The sequence below is a fragment of the Prochlorococcus marinus XMU1406 genome, assembly GCF_017696055.1.
Taxonomy (GTDB): domain Bacteria; phylum Cyanobacteriota; class Cyanobacteriia; order PCC-6307; family Cyanobiaceae; genus Prochlorococcus_A; species Prochlorococcus_A marinus_W.
Genome location: NZ_JAAORG010000001.1, coordinates 1 through 18,332 on the forward strand (window position 1 = coordinate 1; position 18,332 = coordinate 18,332).

General features: G+C 30.7%; 15 protein-coding genes. 11 read left to right on the forward strand and 4 right to left on the reverse strand.

Annotated features, from left to right (window positions below; genetic code table 11):
• Positions 1-163: 163 nt before the first annotated feature.
• The 4 genes from dnaN to purF are packed head-to-tail and all read left to right on the forward strand — an operon-like array spanning position 164 to position 5,885.
• The gene (gene dnaN / locus HA149_RS00005) at positions 164-1,321 is read left to right on the forward strand and encodes a DNA polymerase III subunit beta (protein WP_209111858.1); all 1,158 of its coding nucleotides are present in this window, start codon (positions 164-166) and stop codon (positions 1,319-1,321) included.
• A 1-nt stretch (position 1,322) separates the two neighbouring features.
• Positions 1,323-2,030 carry a PRC-barrel domain-containing protein gene (locus tag HA149_RS00010; RefSeq protein ID WP_209111860.1) on the forward strand — a complete coding sequence of 236 codons (708 nt, stop codon included), beginning with the start codon at positions 1,323-1,325 and terminating at the stop codon, positions 2,028-2,030.
• Between the two features lie 3 nt (positions 2,031-2,033).
• Positions 2,034-4,373 (forward strand): phosphoribosylformylglycinamidine synthase subunit PurL, encoded by a 2,340-nt coding sequence (gene purL, locus HA149_RS00015; protein WP_209111862.1) that lies wholly within the window; start codon positions 2,034-2,036, stop codon positions 4,371-4,373.
• Between the two features lie 51 nt (positions 4,374-4,424).
• Positions 4,425-5,885: an amidophosphoribosyltransferase gene (purF, locus tag HA149_RS00020; RefSeq protein ID WP_209111864.1), complete on the forward strand. Its 1,461-nt coding sequence runs from the start codon at positions 4,425-4,427 to the stop codon at positions 5,883-5,885.
• Here purF and HA149_RS00025 read toward each other — a convergent pair.
• The 3 genes from HA149_RS00025 to queG form a co-directional block, all read right to left on the reverse strand.
• Positions 5,882-8,323 carry a DNA gyrase/topoisomerase IV subunit A gene (locus tag HA149_RS00025; RefSeq protein WP_209111866.1) on the reverse strand — a complete coding sequence of 814 codons (2,442 nt, stop codon included), beginning with the start codon at positions 8,321-8,323 and terminating at the stop codon, positions 5,882-5,884. The genes purF and HA149_RS00025 overlap by 4 nt on opposite strands.
• Before the next feature lie 77 nt (positions 8,324-8,400).
• Positions 8,401-9,264: a tetratricopeptide repeat protein gene (locus tag HA149_RS00030; protein WP_209111868.1), complete on the reverse strand. Its 864-nt coding sequence runs from the start codon at positions 9,262-9,264 to the stop codon at positions 8,401-8,403.
• A gap of 4 nt (positions 9,265-9,268) precedes the next feature.
• Positions 9,269-10,216, reverse strand: coding sequence for a tRNA epoxyqueuosine(34) reductase QueG (gene queG, locus HA149_RS00035; RefSeq protein ID WP_209111870.1), 948 nt, complete (start codon positions 10,214-10,216; stop codon positions 9,269-9,271).
• Positions 10,217-10,365: 149 nt separating this feature from the next.
• Between queG and HA149_RS00040 the strand changes: the two genes are divergently transcribed.
• The 6 genes from HA149_RS00040 to HA149_RS00065 all read left to right on the forward strand — a co-directional run bounded on the left by HA149_RS00040 (position 10,366) and on the right by HA149_RS00065 (position 16,791).
• A complete protein-coding gene (locus tag HA149_RS00040; protein ID WP_209111872.1) occupies positions 10,366-11,100 on the forward strand; it encodes a DUF502 domain-containing protein in 735 nt (244 codons plus the stop codon).
• A 3-nt stretch (positions 11,101-11,103) separates the two neighbouring features.
• Positions 11,104-11,721 (forward strand): transcription antitermination factor NusB, encoded by a 618-nt coding sequence (gene nusB / locus HA149_RS00045; protein WP_209111874.1) that lies wholly within the window; start codon positions 11,104-11,106, stop codon positions 11,719-11,721.
• 66 nt (positions 11,722-11,787) lie between these two features.
• Positions 11,788-13,167, forward strand: coding sequence for a signal recognition particle-docking protein FtsY (ftsY, locus tag HA149_RS00050; protein ID WP_209111876.1), 1,380 nt, complete (start codon positions 11,788-11,790; stop codon positions 13,165-13,167).
• A gap of 67 nt (positions 13,168-13,234) precedes the next feature.
• Positions 13,235-14,578, forward strand: a complete 1,344-nt coding sequence (locus HA149_RS00055; RefSeq protein WP_209111878.1) for a PP2C family protein-serine/threonine phosphatase — start codon at positions 13,235-13,237, stop codon at positions 14,576-14,578.
• A 61-nt stretch (positions 14,579-14,639) separates the two neighbouring features.
• Positions 14,640-16,019 (forward strand): argininosuccinate lyase, encoded by a 1,380-nt coding sequence (gene argH, locus HA149_RS00060; protein WP_209111880.1) that lies wholly within the window; start codon positions 14,640-14,642, stop codon positions 16,017-16,019.
• Positions 16,020-16,134: 115 nt separating this feature from the next.
• A complete protein-coding gene (locus HA149_RS00065; RefSeq protein WP_209111882.1) occupies positions 16,135-16,791 on the forward strand; it encodes an RNA recognition motif domain-containing protein in 657 nt (218 codons plus the stop codon).
• Here HA149_RS00065 and dusA read toward each other — a convergent pair.
• Complete coding sequence (gene dusA, locus HA149_RS00070) at positions 16,788-17,792, reverse strand: tRNA dihydrouridine(20/20a) synthase DusA (RefSeq protein ID WP_209111884.1); 1,005 nt, start codon at positions 17,790-17,792, stop codon at positions 16,788-16,790. The two genes, HA149_RS00065 and dusA, sit on opposite strands and share 4 nt — an antisense overlap.
• Before the next feature lie 22 nt (positions 17,793-17,814).
• On the opposite strand from dusA, the gene msrB reads away from it, so the two are divergent.
• Positions 17,815-18,309 (forward strand): peptide-methionine (R)-S-oxide reductase MsrB, encoded by a 495-nt coding sequence (msrB, locus tag HA149_RS00075; RefSeq protein WP_209111886.1) that lies wholly within the window; start codon positions 17,815-17,817, stop codon positions 18,307-18,309.
• Positions 18,310-18,332 lie beyond the last annotated feature (23 nt).

The following is an 18,332-nucleotide window of genomic DNA, read 5'->3' on the forward strand; positions in this document are numbered from 1 at the left end:
AGATAAGGTTTTTAATTTAAGAATTCCACAGTTTCCACAATAACTACTACTACTAATTTTTTTATTTTATTATTTTATTTTTATATTAGAAAGAGAGAAAAAACTTTATTGAATTTAATTTACGAAAAAAGTATATTGTATTTGTAAAAAGTTCCAAATTCCGATGGAAATTATTTGTAATCAAAATGAATTAAATAATGCAGTACAACTAGTGAGCAAAGCAGTTGCTTCTCGACCAACCCATCCAATTCTTGCAAATATACTTTTAACAGCTGACGAAGGAACCAATAAAATTAGCTTGACAGGTTTTGACCTTAACTTAGGAATTCAAACTTCTTTTGATGGAACTGTTACAAATAGTGGAGCTATTACTATACCTTCAAAACTTTTATCAGAAATAGTAAACAAACTACCCTACGAAACTCCTGTTTCTTTAAAAGTTGATGAGAGTTCAGATAATATTTTAATAAAAAGCGATAGAGGTTCTTTTAATCTTAAAGGGATACCCTCTGATGAATATCCTAATTTACCATTTGTTGAAAGTGGGACTTCTTTGAATATTGATCCTAGTTCTTTTTTAAAAGCTTTAAAATCTACTATTTTTGCTAGTAGTAATGATGACTCAAAGCAATTACTCACAGGTGTCAATTTTACATTCAAAACAAATTATTTAGAGTCTGCTTCTACAGATGGTCATAGATTGGCTGTTGCTTTAATTGGCAACGAAGAATGTATCGAAAATAAAGAAACCTTATCTTCAAATGATGGTGACTTATCAGTAACTATTCCAACGAGATCATTAAGAGAAATTGAAAAACTAGTATCTTTAAGAAGCTCAGAAAATTCAATAAAGCTTTTCTATGACAAAGGTCAGGTAGTCTTTATTTCTTCTAATCAAATAATTACAACAAGAACCCTTGAAGGTAAGTATCCTAATTATTCTCAATTGATTCCTGATTCTTTTTCTAAGATTCTGAATTTTAATACAAAAAAATTAATTGATGCATTAGAAAGAATTGCTATTTTAGCTGATCAGCAAAGCAGTGTTGTAAAGATAAAATTGGATAATACAGACTTAGCTTCTATCAGTGCTGATGCTCAAGATATTGGAAACGCAAATGAATCAATACCTGTTGTTTACTCTGGAGAAAATTTTGATATTGCATTTAACGTTAGATATCTTTTAGAAGGTTTAAAAGTTATTGCTTCTGAAAATGTAATTTTAAAGTGTAATATCGCCACTACTCCAGCTGTTTTTGTACCTGAAGATAATTTAAATTCTTTTACTTACCTAGTTATGCCTGTGCAGGTTCGTTCTTAACTTGAAATTACCTAAAGAAATTTTATTAAGTGAATTACTAAATTATAGTGTTAAGGGTAATATGGTCCTGAATTATGGAAATGGTGAAAATGTTTGGATGCATCCTCCAGTTCATCGAATTTTAGGATGGTACTCTCGCCCTTCAAATTTTGATTTAAAAAGGAATGTTTGGCGATTAAATCAAATTACTCAAATAATAGATAATCAAATTTATGTTAAAGGTGATCCAGCTATTTCTGATTTAGGAACTTTAAATAGATTTCCAACTTTAATAGAAGCTAATCTGATAAATGTAAGTGGATCAAAAATAGGAGTTATTGCAGATTTTTTATTTGAAATGAAAACGGGTGAGATTAAATATTATTTGGTCTCTAGATCTAATCCTAAAATTCCAGGTTCTAGTAGATGGCAATTAAATATTAAAAATATTGTTGATCAACAACCTGGAATGGTATTTTGTGAAATTAATTCTTTAGATGATTTATCTTTAATAAAATCAAGTATTAAAAATGAATTTTTGCAAAAAGGAAAAAAAATTATTGATAGATTTGATGATATGAAAAATATTGCTTCGAATAGATTAGAGGATTGGCTTGAAGAAGATGAAGATATGCGCCAAAACTTAGATTTTAAACAAAAAAGTTTTTATAATGATGATAGTTCATCTAAACAGTTTAGTGAAAAAAAAGAAGATGAACCTTGGATATAAAGAATGATAAATCAAGAAAATCATGATCTTTATGATCTTAATGAGGCACTCAAAGTTGAGAATTTAACACTTAATGATTACAAAGAGATTTGCAAAAGATTAAAGAGAAAACCAAATAGAACGGAATTAGGCATGTTTGGTGTTATGTGGTCTGAACATTGTTGCTATAGAAATTCAAAATCTTTACTATCTAAGTTTCCCACTAAAGGTAAAAATGTTTTAGTTGGACCTGGAGAAAATGCTGGCGTTATTGATGTTGGAAATAATCAAAAACTTGTTTTTAAAATAGAAAGTCATAATCATCCTTCTGCTATTGAACCTTTTCAAGGTGCAGCTACGGGTGTAGGGGGGATTTTAAGAGATATATTTACAATGGGTGCAAGGCCAATCGCAGTATTGAATTCACTAAGATTCGGAAACCTTGATCAATCATCTAATGTTGCTTTACTGCGAGGAGTTGTATCCGGTATCGCACATTATGGGAATTGTGTAGGTGTGCCGACTGTTGGAGGTGAAATTGATTTCGATGATAGTTACTCTGGAAATCCTTTAGTTAATGTTATGGCTTTAGGGCTTTTAGAGACTGATGAAATTGTTTGTTCTGGAGCTAAAAATGTAGGATCACCAGTTCTATATGTTGGCAATACTACTGGCAGAGATGGTGTTGGTGGTGCCAGTTTTGCTAGTTCAGAATTAACTACAAACTCATTAGATGATAGACCTGCAGTTCAGGTAGGTGATCCATTTATTGAGAAAAGTCTTATTGAAGCCTGTTTGGATGCTTTTAAGACAGGAGATGTAATTGCGGCTCAAGATATGGGTGCAGCAGGTCTAACATGCAGTAGTGCAGAAATGGCTGCAAATGGGAATTTAGGGATATCTATTGATTTAGATTTGGTTCCCTCTAGAGAAGATGAGATGTCTTCATACCAATATTTATTATCTGAATCGCAAGAGAGAATGTTGTTTGTCGTTAAAGAAGAAAAAATTAATGATCTTATTAAAAAATTTAATAAATGGGGATTATATGCCAATGTAATTGGTGAAGTAATAGGAACTAATGAAGTAATTATTTCTCATAAAGGTAAAGTTGTTGCCCAAATACCTACTTCTGCTTTATCTGATGATACCCCTGTCAATTTTCACAATGTGATTAATAATCCACCTGATAATCTTTTAAAGAAATGGGAATGGCAAGAAAATGATTTGCCAGAAATTAATGACCAAAAAATATTGTCATTGAAGGAAAACAAGTATTTTTCTTATTCACAAATCATTTTAAAACTACTCTCTAATCCATCAATAGCTTCTAAACGATGGATTTATAAACAATACGACTCTCAAGTGCAGGCAAATACAGTATTTAAACCTGGGAAGTCAGATGCAGCAGTAATAAGACTAAGGGAACAAAATAAAAAACATAAAATTAAAGTATTTTCTGGTGTTGCTGCTTCAGTTGATTGTAATAGTAGATGGGTTGCTTTAGATCCTTTTAGAGGAACTATCGCTGCTGTTGCAGAGTCCGCTAGAAATGTTAGTTGTGTTGGGGCTGAACCAGTAGCAATTACAAATAATTTAAATTTTTCTTCTCCTGAAAATGAAATAGGATATTGGCAATTGTCATCATCATGCAATGGAATTGCTGAAGCCTGTAAAGCTTTAGAAACTCCTGTTACAGGAGGTAATGTTTCTTTATACAATGAATCTAAAAATAAAGATAATTTAATTACTCCTATAAATCCTACTCCTGTTATTGGAATGGTTGGAAAGATAGATAATGTAGAAAAAGCTATAAGTAGTGAATGGAAAAATATTGATGATCAAATCTGGTTAATTGGTTCGCATAAATCAGAAATAAAAATTGCAGCTAGTTCTTATTTGGAATATTTTCATGGAGAAATTACAGGTCGGCCTCCAAAAATAGATTTGCTGGATGAAAAGTTTTGCCAGAGTTTTTTAAGAAATGGGATTTCAAAAAGTCTTGTAGTTTCTTCTCACGATATCAGCGATGGTGGTCTAGCTATAGCTTTAGCAGAGTCTTGTATTTTGTCCGCAAAAGGTGCAACGATAGAATTAAATAAAGATTTAAATAGAGATGATAATTTATTGTTTGGAGAAGGAGGTTCTAGAATTATTTTTTCAATTAGCAAAATGAAACAAAATGAATGGCTTAATTATTTAAAACAAAATCAAATAAATGTTCCATCAAGTGTGTATGTAAAAAAAATCGGATATGTATCTAGTGAAACTCTTATGATAAAAATTCAAGATAAAAATATCTGCAATATTAGGGTTGAGGAATTATCCGAAAAATTTAATAATAGTATTTCAGATTACTTTTAAATAAATATGAAAAATATTTCTCAACTATTTAAATTTTTAAGATAATAAGTTATGTGCGGAATAGTTGGCATTGTTTCTTCAGATGATGTAAATCAACAAATTTACGATAGTCTTTTGCTTCTGCAGCATAGAGGTCAAGACTCAACAGGTATAGCAACAATGGAAAATACTGTTTTTCATATACATAAGGCTAAAGGTCAGGTTAATACTGCTTATAGAACAAGAGATATGAGGAATTTAATCGGCAAAATTGGATTGGGTCATGTTAGGTATGCAACAAAGGGATCAGCCGAAAGTGTAGAAGAAGCACAGCCTTTTTACGTTAATGCTCCTTATGGAATTGTTTTGATACATAATGGCAATTTGACGAATACCAGAGATTTAGAAAAACAATTATTTAATATTGATAAGCGGCATACAAATTCTTCAAGTGATACTGAAATGTTGTTAAATGTATTTGCGACAGAATTACAAGAACAAATTCATAATCAAGAATTAGAACCTGATATTATTTTTAATGCCGTCAAATCTTTACATAAAAGAATTCAGGGATCATATGCTTCAATTGCGTTAATTTCAGGACATGGTTTACTAGCATTCAGAGATCCTTTCGGTATAAGGCCTTTAGTCATAGGAAAAAGATTTTCATTAATCACAAAAAAAGAAGAGTGGATGGTTGCTAGTGAATCTTTAGTGCTTGAGAATAACGATTATCAAATAGTGAGAGATGTAGATCCTGGAGAAGCTGTTTTTATAAATCTTAATGGTGAGTTTTTTTCTAAGCAATGTTCTGAAAATCCAATGTTATTTCCTTGTGCTTTTGAATATGTTTATTTAGCTAGGCCAGATTCAATTATGAATGGTATTTCAGTTTATAAAGCTCGTTTAAAGATGGGAGATTATTTGGCAGAAACAATAAAAGAGACAATTAATTCTGGAGATATTGATGTTGTTATGCCTATTCCTGATTCTTCTCGACCTGCGGCAATGCAAGTTGCAAGACAGTTAGGGATAGAATATAGGGAAGGTTTTTTTAAAAACAGATATGTCGGCCGAACATTCATAATGCCTGGTCAACAGAAACGTAAGAAGTCTGTAAGACAAAAATTAAATGCTATGAGTGCAGAGTTTAAAAATAAAAATGTATTAATTGTTGATGATTCGATAGTAAGAGGTACTACTTCAAAAGAAATTGTCCAGATGGCTAAAGATGCAGGAGCAAATAAAGTTTTCTTTACATCAGCAGCCCCTCCTGTTCGTTATCCCCATGTTTATGGAATTAATATGCCTAATAGAGATGAATTAATAGCTCACGATAGAACAATAAGTGAAATTGCTGATCATCTTGAAATTGACAACCTTGTTTATCAAAGTGTTGAAAGTTTGCGTAAATCTATAATAAGTGATTCTTCTATTAAAGATTTGGAGATGAGTTGCTTTACTGGTTCTTATGTAACAGGAACAGTAAACCAAGAATACTTAAATTGGGTTGAAAATGAATACAAATCTTAGTCGAAAAAGTTTTCCAGTCGGAAACAATTTTCAATATATTCATCCTTATCTAATTTTAAAAAATCAATCAAAAAATTTGATTTATTGGATTTGAAATTTAATTGATTTAGTTCCAATCTTGCAGATTTATTCTTATTAGTTTCAATATCAAGGTAATGTTTATTAGTTATTATTTTCAGGAAGGAATCGTTTTTAAGTTCCGTTTTTTCATTTAGGTATCCCAAATTATATTCATTTGAGTAATAAATTTCATTACTATTTATACAAAAGAGTTTTCCTTGTTTAGATATTAAGAAAATATTTTCTCCATTATGGTATGTGCAACAAGAAACAATTTTTTCAGTTGGTAAAAGTTTTGCAAGAATTAATCCTTGGGATTGTTTAGAAGTTGGCATTAAAAATTTATTTGATAAATTAAATCTAAAAATCCTTCCTATCGAGGTTAATATTATTAAATCTTTGTTTTCATTAGAAATAAATGAATCAATAGTTTTTAAATTATTTTTTAATTTTGTAATTGTGAAAGATCTGTTACTTTTAAGCATATCTTCATCAAATAAAACTTTTTTAAATCTTCCATCTGAATTTAAGATGCATAAATAATTTTTAATTTCTTTTTTAATTGAATGAAAATTTATTATTTCACTAGGATGAATATTTCCAAGAATTTTATTATCTAATTTATATTCTTTATTAAGATTTGACTCCCAATCAATGTTAAAAACCTTCCCTGTATTTGTGATTCCAATTAATTTTATATTTTTTTCAATATTGCATATAAATTTTTGAATATTTTTATTATCTATAATTTTATTTACGACCTCAAATGATTTTTTGTAATTAGCAAAAAACATCTTTTTCAAGTAAAGTCTATTGTCTATGTATAATTTAGTTTTTTTATTTATATGGTCTTCTAATATTTGATTATTAAGTGTTTCTAATTCTTCATTTTCATTTATATTCTTTATTACTTTTGTTTTACGAGTAACATTATATTTTTTCTTTAATATTAATAATTCTTCTATAAGCAATTCAAGTAATAATTCTCTTTCGTTTAATAATTTTTGAAAATAATTCTTTTTTTCTTCCAAATTTTTTATTTCATTATTAATTTGATTTTTTTCTAGATTTGTTAATTTTCTTAGTGGCATATCCAAAACTGAATTTGCCTGTTTTTCACTTAAGAAAAAATTTTTAATTAATTTTGATCTAGCTTCCACAGAATTTTCAGATTCTTCAATAATTGTTATAACTTTTTTAATGTTTTTTGTGGCTTTAGATAAACCTTCTGATATTTCTAATTTTTCAAGAGTATTTTTTAGAAAATAATAAGTTCTTTTTCTAATTGTTTCTTCTCTAAATTCAAGAAAATAGTTGAGATATTTTTTTAGGTTTAGTTGTACAGGCTTCCCTTTTATTAAAGCTAAGAATATAGCGCCATAGTTTGTTTGGAGAGTTGTTTTTTTATATAAATTAGAAATAACAAGTTCAGAATTAGAATCTTTTTTTAGCTCTATTACAATTCTCATTCCATCTCTATCGCTCTCATCCCTAATATCAGAGATCCCATGAATTTTTCCTGAATTAACAAGTTCTGCTAGTTTTTCAATCCAACCTGCTTTATTAATTTGGTAAGGAAGTTCAGTAATGATTAATGCATTCTTTTTATGTTTCCCTTTGCCTACATTTACTTCTTCTGTATTTATAACTCCTCTTATTGTTAAGGATCCTTTTCCTGTTTCATAAAGTTCCTCTATTGCTGGGCTATAAATTAACTCTCCGCCCGTAGGAAAATCAGGCCCTTTAATAATGTTAGAAAGTTTTTTATCACTTATATCTTTATTTTTTATTAAACCAACTAAGCCATCTACAATTTCGCCTAGGTTGTGAGGGGGTATATTTGTTGCCATGCCAACAGCAATACCTGAAGAGCCGTTCAACAATAAAAATGGAAGTTGTGCTGGAAGAACATTTGGTTCTTTTTGAGAACCGTCAAAGTTATTTGAGAAGTTTACTGTTCCTAATCCAATTTCTTCAAGAAATCCTTTATGAGCTATCGGCGCTAATCTTGTTTCAGTATATCTCATAGCTGCTGGTGGGTCATTATCTACAGATCCAAAATTTCCATGACCATCAAGAGTAGGATATTTAGTAGAAAAATTTTGTACTAGCCTTACTAATGCATCATATACTGCTTGATCTCCATGAGGATGGTACTTTCCTAGGACGTCTCCCACAACTCTCGCACACTTTCTAAATGGTTTATCAGGTGTTAAGCCTAATTCGTACATTGCAAATAGTATTCTTCTTTGTACAGGCTTAAGACCGTCTCTTGCATCGGGAAGAGCACGTCCAACTATTACGCTCATTGCATATTCCAAATAAGAACGTTGCATTTCTTCCTGAAGTGAGATAGAAGTGAAGTTTTTCTTATCCATTAGAGCGCATAATTGAAAAATTATTGATTAACTAAATTAAGACTAATAGGTATAACAATATTTACCAGTATTCAAAATCAAGAAGATTCAATTATTTTAGATTTTGCCAGTATTACATCTTTTTTAAGCTGTTCATTTTGTAAAAGAATTTCTGTAGAGGCTTGTAATTTTTCTCCCCATAACTGTTCTTTTCTATAGTCATAATTGACATATTTGGGATCTTTAGCCAAAGCTTTTTTTGCTAACTGAATTGCTAATTTAGTATCATTAATTCTCATACATGAAGCCAGTCCTAGTAATGGTTCAGCATTTTCTTGAAATGAGATTGCACTTTTAAAAAGTTTGATTGATAGATTTATATTGCTTTTCTCAAAATAAGCTAAACCTTTATTATTGATTGCTTGCCAGAAATCAGGCTTAATTTTTATAGATTTATCAAAGAATTTGATAGCTTCCAAGTAATTTTTTTCCATTAATAAAATATTTCCTAATTGAAAAATAGCTTTGTGGTTATTAGGTTCTATCTTTATACCTTTTTCTAAAGATCTCTTAGCCTTTGATTGTTGGGAAATTTTTAAGTAAATATTACTTTTAGCAAAATATATTTCGCTAATATTTGAATTGATTTGTTCTGCTTTATTTAAAGAATTTAATGCGTTTTTGTATTTTTTATTAGCTATTTGTGATTCAGCCAAAATTAACCATAGTTTTTCATCTTTTGCATTTATTTTTATAGCTAATTTGGCTAAGTTGAGACTGTCTTCATATTGTCCAAAATAAAGTAGTTGATATGCATTTTTGCCAATATTTAAACTTTGTTTTTGTAAATGTTTTGTAGTTGGGAAATAATAGTAAGGAACTATTGCTTGAACTTTTTCTATTTGAAGAAAGTAAAAACTGATTAAGGAGAAACAGATTATTTTTTTTAAAAACTTTTTCATATTTTTATTTTTTAGTATTTAGATTTGCTTTTATATTTCTTTTCCACATCCATGGTTTAATTCTTTTTAATGTAGTTCCTTTAAGATTTTTTTTCCAAGTTTTATCGTCCCAAGTTAACGACTCAACATTAAGATTATTAATCCATTCTTTTGGTGTAGTTTCAAAATTATTGTTGTATGGTACTGATTGATTCCAAGGGCATACATCTTGACAAATATCACATCCCGCAACCCATCCGTCTAAATTTTTTTCTATTATCTTTGGAATAGTTTTTTCTCTGTTTTCTATTGTGTGATACGCAATGCATAGATCTGACTGTATTACAAAGGGTTCGACTATGGCCTTTGTGGGACAACGTTCAATACAGATATCACATTTTCCGCAAAGTGATTGATGAGGTTTATCTGGCATTAAATCTTTTGTAAGGATCATAAAACCCAAAGTAAACCAAGAACCATTTTTTTTGCTTATTAAATTACTATTTTTACCTATCCAACCTATCCCTGATTCCTCAGCCCATGCTTTTTCAAGAAGAGGAGAAGTATCGACACATATTTTCCATTTGCAATCAGGAATTTTTAGATTGATCCATTTACCAATATTCTTTAATTTTTTGTGAATAACTTTATGATAATCTTCTCCTTGGCTAAATTTAGCTACCTTGAGGAAATTATTATTGTTATTTTCTGAATTAATGTAAGCAAATCCAACACTTAAAACACTTTTTGCATCTTCAAAAAGTGATCCTATATTTTTTCTTTTTTCTGCTTCCATCCATTTCATTTCAGCATGGTTGTTATTTGATAACCATCTTTCTAAAGCATTAGTTCTTAATTTTATCCGCGAACTACCTGGTATTGAAGCTATTCCAGCAATTGTAAAACCTTCGAAAATAGCCCTTTCTTTTAATTGTTGACTTATTTCTTTTTTTTCTTGAATCGTATCAATCATTTCTTTATTTTTTTATTGTATTTCCTTTAAAAGTTATTTTTTGGAGAATCAACTTATAAATAAAAATAGACATATTTAAAAAAAATATATCCTAACTCATTAAAAACAGTTAAATTATTAGTAAAGTTAATATAGTTAGATACGTTATTTTGGTTAAATCTAATCAAAATCAAGATTCGAATTTAGGATCTAGGCTTCAACAAGATCTAAAAAATGATCTTATAGCTGGATTGTTGGTTGTAATACCCTTAGCAACAACAATCTGGCTATCATCATTAGTTAGTAAATTTGTTTTAACGTTAGTTACTTCAGTTCCAAAGCAATTAAATCCATTCATTACTTTAAATCCTTTATTACAAGATTTAATTAATCTTACTTTAGGCTTAACTGTTCCTTTATTAGCTATTTTGCTTATAGGCTTGATGGCGAGAAATTTTGTAGGAAGGTGGTTATTAGAATTTGGAGAGGGGACTCTATCAAAAATTCCAGTAGCTGGAGCGGTTTATAAAACTCTTAAACAATTGCTGGAAACTTTCCTAAGTAATAAATCTAATAGGTTTAGAAGAGTTGTTTTAGTCGAATATCCTCGTGAGGGACTCTATAGTGTAGGTTTTGTAACTGGAGATGTAGGACCTTCTCTACAGCCAGAATTAGAAGAAAAGTTACTTAGTGTTTTTATACCTACAGCACCAAATCCAACAACTGGGTGGTATACACTCGTTCCTGAATCTTCTGTTAAGGATTTGGATATTTCAGTTGAAGATGCTTTTAGAACAATAATTTCGGCAGGAATAGTTAATCCAGATGAGAAAAATAACACTACAAATCCAACATTTTCAAAATTGTTTTCTCAATTACGAGCTTCAACTAATACTTCTTCTTAATTGATGCATAATAGATCTCTTTCGAGAGAATTATCCTTAATTTCTCTCGGCTTAATAAAAGATAAAGGTGATTTTAAATTAAATAAATTTCAGATAGAGGAAATTTTTGAATCTGCTTTGGACGCTCTAATAAACCATTGCAGAGAGGAATTAGATAATTGCGAGTCACAATTAGAAAATGCTTCACAAAAAATATTAGATAGTGAATTGCAAGAAGGCGTTGATTCGTCTTATGCAAATGTTCGAGATGAGTTAAAAAAATCTTTAATAAAAATTGAAACTGTTATGAATACACTCTCAGTAACTTTAGACTTTCCAAAATTAATTGTTTCAAGCGGTCATATTGACATTAGAGAGGATGTGAATCAAAGGATTTGTAATATAATTAACAACCTTAAAAGTATTGATTCTGATATCGATCAAGCAATGGATGGTTGGAGATTAAAAAGATTACCAAGAATTGACAGGGATATTTTGCGTCTAGCTTACGTGGACATCAATTTTTTGAACACACCTGTCGCTGTTGCTTGTGATGAGGCCGTTAATTTAGCTAATAAATATAGTGATCTACAAGGAAGAAAATTTATAAATGGAGTTTTAAGGAGATTACAAACAATTTAATTATCATTATTATTTGATATAAATAAATAGTATTTTAAAATTATTAAATACGAATTTTAAATAATAATGACTAATACTGATTCCGATAATTCTCGTGAGTGGGCTGCACAAGCTTATGCACTTTTAAAAAAACGACAGGAAGAGCAAAAGCAAGAATTACAGAAACAGGAAGAACAAAAGCAAGAATTACAGAAACAGGAAGAACAAAAGCAAGAATTACAGAAACAGGAAGAACAAAAGCAAGAATTACAGAAACAGGAAGAACAAAAGCAAGAATTACAGAAACAGGAAGAACAAAAGCAAGAATTACAGAAACAGGAAGAACAAAAGCAAGAATTACAGAAACAGGAAGAACAAAAGCAAGAATTGATTGTTATTGCTAATAAAGAAAATATTTCTGGACAGTCTAAAACTATTGCTGAAGCTGAATTAGGAGAATTTGATGATAACTTTACTTGGTCTGCAATGGTATTAGCTGCTCAAGGAAAAAAAATAAATCAAATATCGATTGATGAAATTGATTGGTTAACTAAATTACGGAAAGGATTAGAAGAAACCCGAAAAGGATTTGTTACAGAATTATTGGATAAATTTGGAGACGATCCTCTTACGCCTGAGTCTCTTGATGATTTAGAGACTCTATTAATAAGAGCTGATGTAGGGATTGATTCAACTGATAAAGTTATAAGTTCTCTCAGAACAAAATTAAACGAGGAAGTCGTTGGTGGAGAAGCAGGAATAAAATTCTTGAAGAATCAATTAAAATTAATTATCGATAAACCAATAAAAAATTCTGGTACTGATCTCTTAGTTCCACAAAAGGGTAAGTTAAATATATGGCTATTAGTAGGAGTAAATGGTGTCGGTAAAACTACTACATTAGGAAAATTAGCATATTTGTCATCCAAAAGTAATTATAAAACTTTGATAGCTGCGGCTGATACTTTTAGAGCGGCTGCAGTAGAACAACTTAAAGTATGGGGAGATAGAAGTAATGTTGACGTTATATCTAATCAATCAAAAAATGCTGATCCAGCTGCTGTAGTTTTTGATGCAATTAATTCTGCAAAAAAAAGAGATGTAGATTTATTACTTGTTGATACAGCGGGTAGATTACAAACAAAAAATAATTTGATGGATGAATTAGCAAAAATAAAAAAAATCATTGATAAAAAGGTTCCAGATGCAATTGTTGAATCATTATTAGTTTTAGATGCAAGTCAAGGTCAAAACGGCTTAAAGCAAGCAAAAAGTTTCGCGAAATCAGCAGATTTAAGTGGAGCAATTATTACTAAATTAGATGGGACTTCTAGAGGAGGAGTCTCTTTAGCTGTATCTGAAGAAGTAAATTTGCCTATAAGGTTTATTGGAGCTGGAGAAGGTATAAAAGATTTGAGACCATTTAATAGTTATGAATTTGTAGAGGCTATGCTCGCAGATAAATAAATATTTAATTAATTTTTTTTAAAAATTTAAATTTAATGTTAAAACATAACTATCTATTAGATTTGTTTTGACAAATAATAAAAAAGACAAAATATTTTCGAACAAATTTATTCAAAATTTTTTAGAAAACGAATCTATAGAAACTTTAAAAAATAAATATAAATTTGCTGAAATCGCATCTTCATTAGCGTATTATTTAAAATCATTTTCCAACATAAATAAATTACTGGATTATGTATGCTTAATTTTTAAACATATTTTTTCTGAGAATATTATCTTAATCATTCCTTTAAATTATGAGGGTAAGATATGGAACGAAAATATAAAAATTTCTGCTAATGATCAACATTTAACAATTCATGAGGAAATTAATAGTTTTTTGAATCAATTTCATTTTTCAAAAAATTTTAAAATAAGAGAAATTCTAACTTTTGAAAATGCTTTAAAAAATAATTTCAAAGAATATAACATTGAAACAAAAAAAATACTATCTAGAGGTAAATGTAGAGGATTTATTTACATTTTTAGCAAAGACATCTCTGAGCAGTCGATTACTGAAGACAGTAATTTTAATTTTGTCGAAAATTGTCTAGCTGTTGGATTAGAAAATCATTATTTAATAAAAGCAAAGAAAAAGCATGAAAACGTAGATAGAGAAATTTCCACTGGTGCAGAAATTCAATCTCAATTACTCCCAGATTATTGTCCAGTTATTTATGGTCTAGACCTGGCTGCGCATTGTAGACCAGCTCTCCAGCTCGGAGGGGATTACTATGATTTTATGTGTTTAAAGACGAATATCTCTGAAAAAAGAAAAGAAAAAGCAAGGTGGGCCTTTGTAATAGGTGATGTCATGGGTAAAGGTATTCCAGCCGGTCTTTTAATGACTATGTTAAGAGGAATGCTACGTGCAGAGGTTCTTACAGGTCTGCCTCCAGATAGAATTTTGCATGATTTGAATCAACTAGCACTAAATGATTTAGATCAATCGCATAGATTTGTGACATTATTTTACTCAGATTATGACCCTAGAACTAGAAAATTGAGGTTCGCTAATGCAGCTCATAATCCTCCTCTACTTTGGAAAAGTTCAGATCAGACAATTATCAAATTAGATGCAGAAGGATTTGTACTTGGACTACAAAAAAATGCTGAATATCATTGTGGTGAAATCAAGCTTAATGAAAATGATTTAGTTCTTTATTACACAGATGGAGTAATTGATACTTCTAATTCTTTAGGGGAAAGATTTGATGAGGAAAGGTTAATTAAAACCCTTATAAAATTATGTAAGCAATCTTATACATCACAAGAAATTTTAAATAAAATATTTAAAAAGTTAGATGATTTTACAGGTCAAAATAGACATCTGGAAGATGACGCATCTATGGTTATTTTTCAATTGAAATAGATATTTTTGTCACTTTTATAAAAAAATGCTTTATTAGAGGTAATTAAAGTTTTTAATTAATATGGCAAAAGTTTGGAGTAAGAGGTTTGATAATGCACTTGACCCTTTTATTGAAAAGTTTAATGCCTCAATTGGTTTTGATAGAAAGCTTATTTTAGAAGATATAGATTGCTCGGTTGCTCATGCGAAAATGCTTGGCAAAACTCAAGTTTTATCTTCTATTGAAGCTTCGCAAATTATTAATGGTCTAGAGTCAATAAAAGTTCAATATTTGGAGGGTAAATTTTCTCCTAGTCCACCTTCTGAAGATATTCACTATTGCATAGAAGAAAAACTGATCAGTTTAATTGGTGAAACTGGAAAAAAATTACACACAGGTAGAAGTAGAAATGATCAAGTCGGTACAGATATAAGATTGTGGCTAAGAAAAGAGATTGACAATGTTGAAATTTTAATAACTCATTTGCAAAAATCCTTCTTAAATCATGCCAAATCTAATATTTATACCTTAATTCCTGGATATACCCACATGCAAAGAGCTCAACCATTATCTTTGGCTCATCATTTATTGGCTTACATAGAAATGCTCCAAAGAGATCGTGAAAGGTTTAAAGAAGTACGCGCAAGAGTTAATATTTCTCCTTTAGGCGCTGCAGCATTAGCTGGAACAAAAATAAAAATAGATAGGCAATTTACAGCTGCAGAATTGGGTTTTGAAAAGATTTATAAAAATAGTATTGATGCTGTAAGTGACAGAGATTTTTGTATAGAGTTTGTTTCTGCATCTGCCCTGTTAATGTCTCATTTAAGTAAAATTTCAGAGGAAATAATTTTATGGGTAACTGATGAATTTTCTTTTGCAAAATTAACAGATAAATGTGCCACAGGAAGTAGTTTAATGCCGCAGAAAAAAAATCCTGACGTTCCAGAATTGATAAGAGGTAAGACGGGAAGAGTGTTTGGACATCTTCAGGCATTATTAACTATGGTCAAAGGGGTGCCACTTTCATACAATAAGGATTTTCAAGAGGATAAAGAGCCAATATTTGATACTTCAGAAACAATATCATCTTGTATTAAAGCAATGACTATTCTAATTAATGAGGGCATTGAATTTAATATCAAAAATTTATCTGATTCTGTAGAAAATGACTTTTCTAATGCGACTGATTTGGCAGATTACTTAGTTGGTAAAGATGTTCCTTTTAGGACCGCCTATCAAGTTGTTGGTGAAATAGTTAAATATTGCCTGGAGAGAAAAATGTTATTTAAAAATCTCAAGATTGATGAATTTAAAAAATTTCATCCCGAATTTGATGAGGATGTTTTTGCGGATATTAAACCTCTTAATGTCGTTAAATCAAGAAATAGTGAAGGTGGTACAGGTTTTCTTCAGGTAGAAAAAGAGATAAATAATTGGCAAAAAAAATTGTTAATTTGAATCTCAATTATTTTTCTACAACATGGGTATGCTTTGAAGTAGAATAGTAAAGCAACGTTATCGAACTACCCATTGTAGTTTTTTTATAAGGTAAATTTTCTTTGTTGAGTTTAAAGTGAGTATTTTTGTTGGCAATTTGCCGTTCCGCGCAGAGCGTGAAGATGTTATACAGTTATTTACCCCTTTTGGTGAGGTTTTAAATTGTTCTCTTCCCCTAGAGAGAGATACTGGTAGGAAGAGAGGATTCGCATTTATCGAAATGGCAGATGAAGCTATTGAGTCAACAGCGATAGATGGCTTGCAAGGCAAGGAACTTATGGGTAGACCATTAAGAATTAATAAAGCTGAGCCAAGAGGTTCTGGTGGATCTCGTAAAGGAGGAAGAGGTGGCTACGGTGGTGGCGGTAATAATGGTGGTTACGGTGGTGGCGGTGGCTACGGTGGTGGCGGTGGCTACGGTGGCGGCGGCAATAATGGTGGCTACAGTGGCGGCGGCTACGGTGGTGGCGGCAATAATGGTGGCTACGGTGGTGGCGGCAATAATGGTGGCTACGGTGGTGGCGGCAATAATGGTGGCTACGGTGGTGGCGGTGGCTATGGTGGTGGTAGTTCTGAATCTAATAGCTCATACACTAATAAATCTTCTGGAGCAGATGGTTGGGAAGATAGAAGTTATGGGAATTCTTCTGAAAATTCTGATTACGAAAGTGGTAGGAGCAGGAGAAAAAGGGGAGTGTCTAATGAGAGTAATTCTTCAAATGAGACAAATTAGAAACCCATTTCTTCAAGCGCTGTCGTTAATTTAAATATATATTCAATATTTAATTCTTTTTTTATAGATTTATTTGAAATTTGATTTCTCCAAATTTTCGCTTTTGGTATACCTTCAACTAAATTTATAAGATGTTTACAAATATCCCAAGATTTTCCTCCATTACTTAAATGTGATTCTATATATGGAATTAAGGAGAATATAATATCTGAAGCAGATTTGGGTTTTGTATTAATTCCATAGATCTTTTTATCAATCTCAGACCATCTTAAGGGATGTTTATATACTGACCGTCCAATCATGACCCCATCAAAATCATTTAAGGCTTTTAATGATTCGTCGATATTTGTTAAACCCCCATTGATTTCTATTAATAATTCTGGATTTGATTTTTTCAATTTTTTTACAATATCGTAATTTAGTGGAGGGATTGTTCTATTTTGTTTTGGATTTAGACCTTTTAATATGGCTTTCCTTGCGTGAACAGTAAATCTGTCTGCACCGGCATTTGCGATTATTCTTACAAAATTATTCAAGTTAATGTAGCTATCATCGTTGTCTACACCTATTCTGTGTTTGATAGTAACCGGTAAGTTGCAATTATTTTTTAAGGATTCTATACATTTTGCTACTGTTTTAGGGTCTTTCATAAGTGAAGCGCCAAAATTTCCAGAACAGACTCTTGGACTCGGACAACCAACATTAAAGTTTATTTCGTCGTAGCCCCAATCCTGTGCCATTCGGGCTGCCTCTTTAAGGATTTTTGGATCGTCTCCACCAAACTGAATCGATATCGGATGTTCTTGACTATTAAAATCTAGAAAATTTGCTTTGTTATTTGTATAAACTAAACTCTGGGCCACAATCATTTCCGTATACAATAAAGCCTCAGAACTTATTTTTCTCATTATCATCCTGAAATGTCTATCAGTACAATCCATCATTGGAGCAATACTTAATTTATGAATATTTTTAATAGAATTAGGTTGAATAAAATTCATTACTTTTTTGTGATTTAAATATATGAATCAATTTCTATCGAGAAGAACTTTTATTCTAATTCCTATTATGTCAATCTTAAAAATAATCTTTAAGCCTATACAAGTATTAGCATCTTCACTTTCTTCTAAAGAAGAGTGGAATTTCTCAAAAGACGAATGGAAATCTAGGCTTAGTCCAGAATCGTATTATATTTTGAGAGAGGAAGGGACTGAAAGAGCCTTCAGCAGTCAATTAAATAATGAGAAAAGAAAAGGGATTTTTCACTGTGCAGGATGTGATTTGGCTCTTTTTTCCTCAGATAAAAAGTATGATAGTGGTACAGGATGGCCAAGCTTTTGGGATTCAATTCAAGGATCAGTTGAAACAAAGGTTGATTTCAAGTTAATTGTCCCTAGAACTGAATATCATTGTTCTAGATGCGGAGGCCATCAAGGACATGTCTTCAATGATGGTCCACTTCCCACTGGTAAAAGATACTGTAACAACGGATTAGCATTAAGGTTTGTTCCTGACTAAAAAATTGTGCGGCCTTCCGCAAC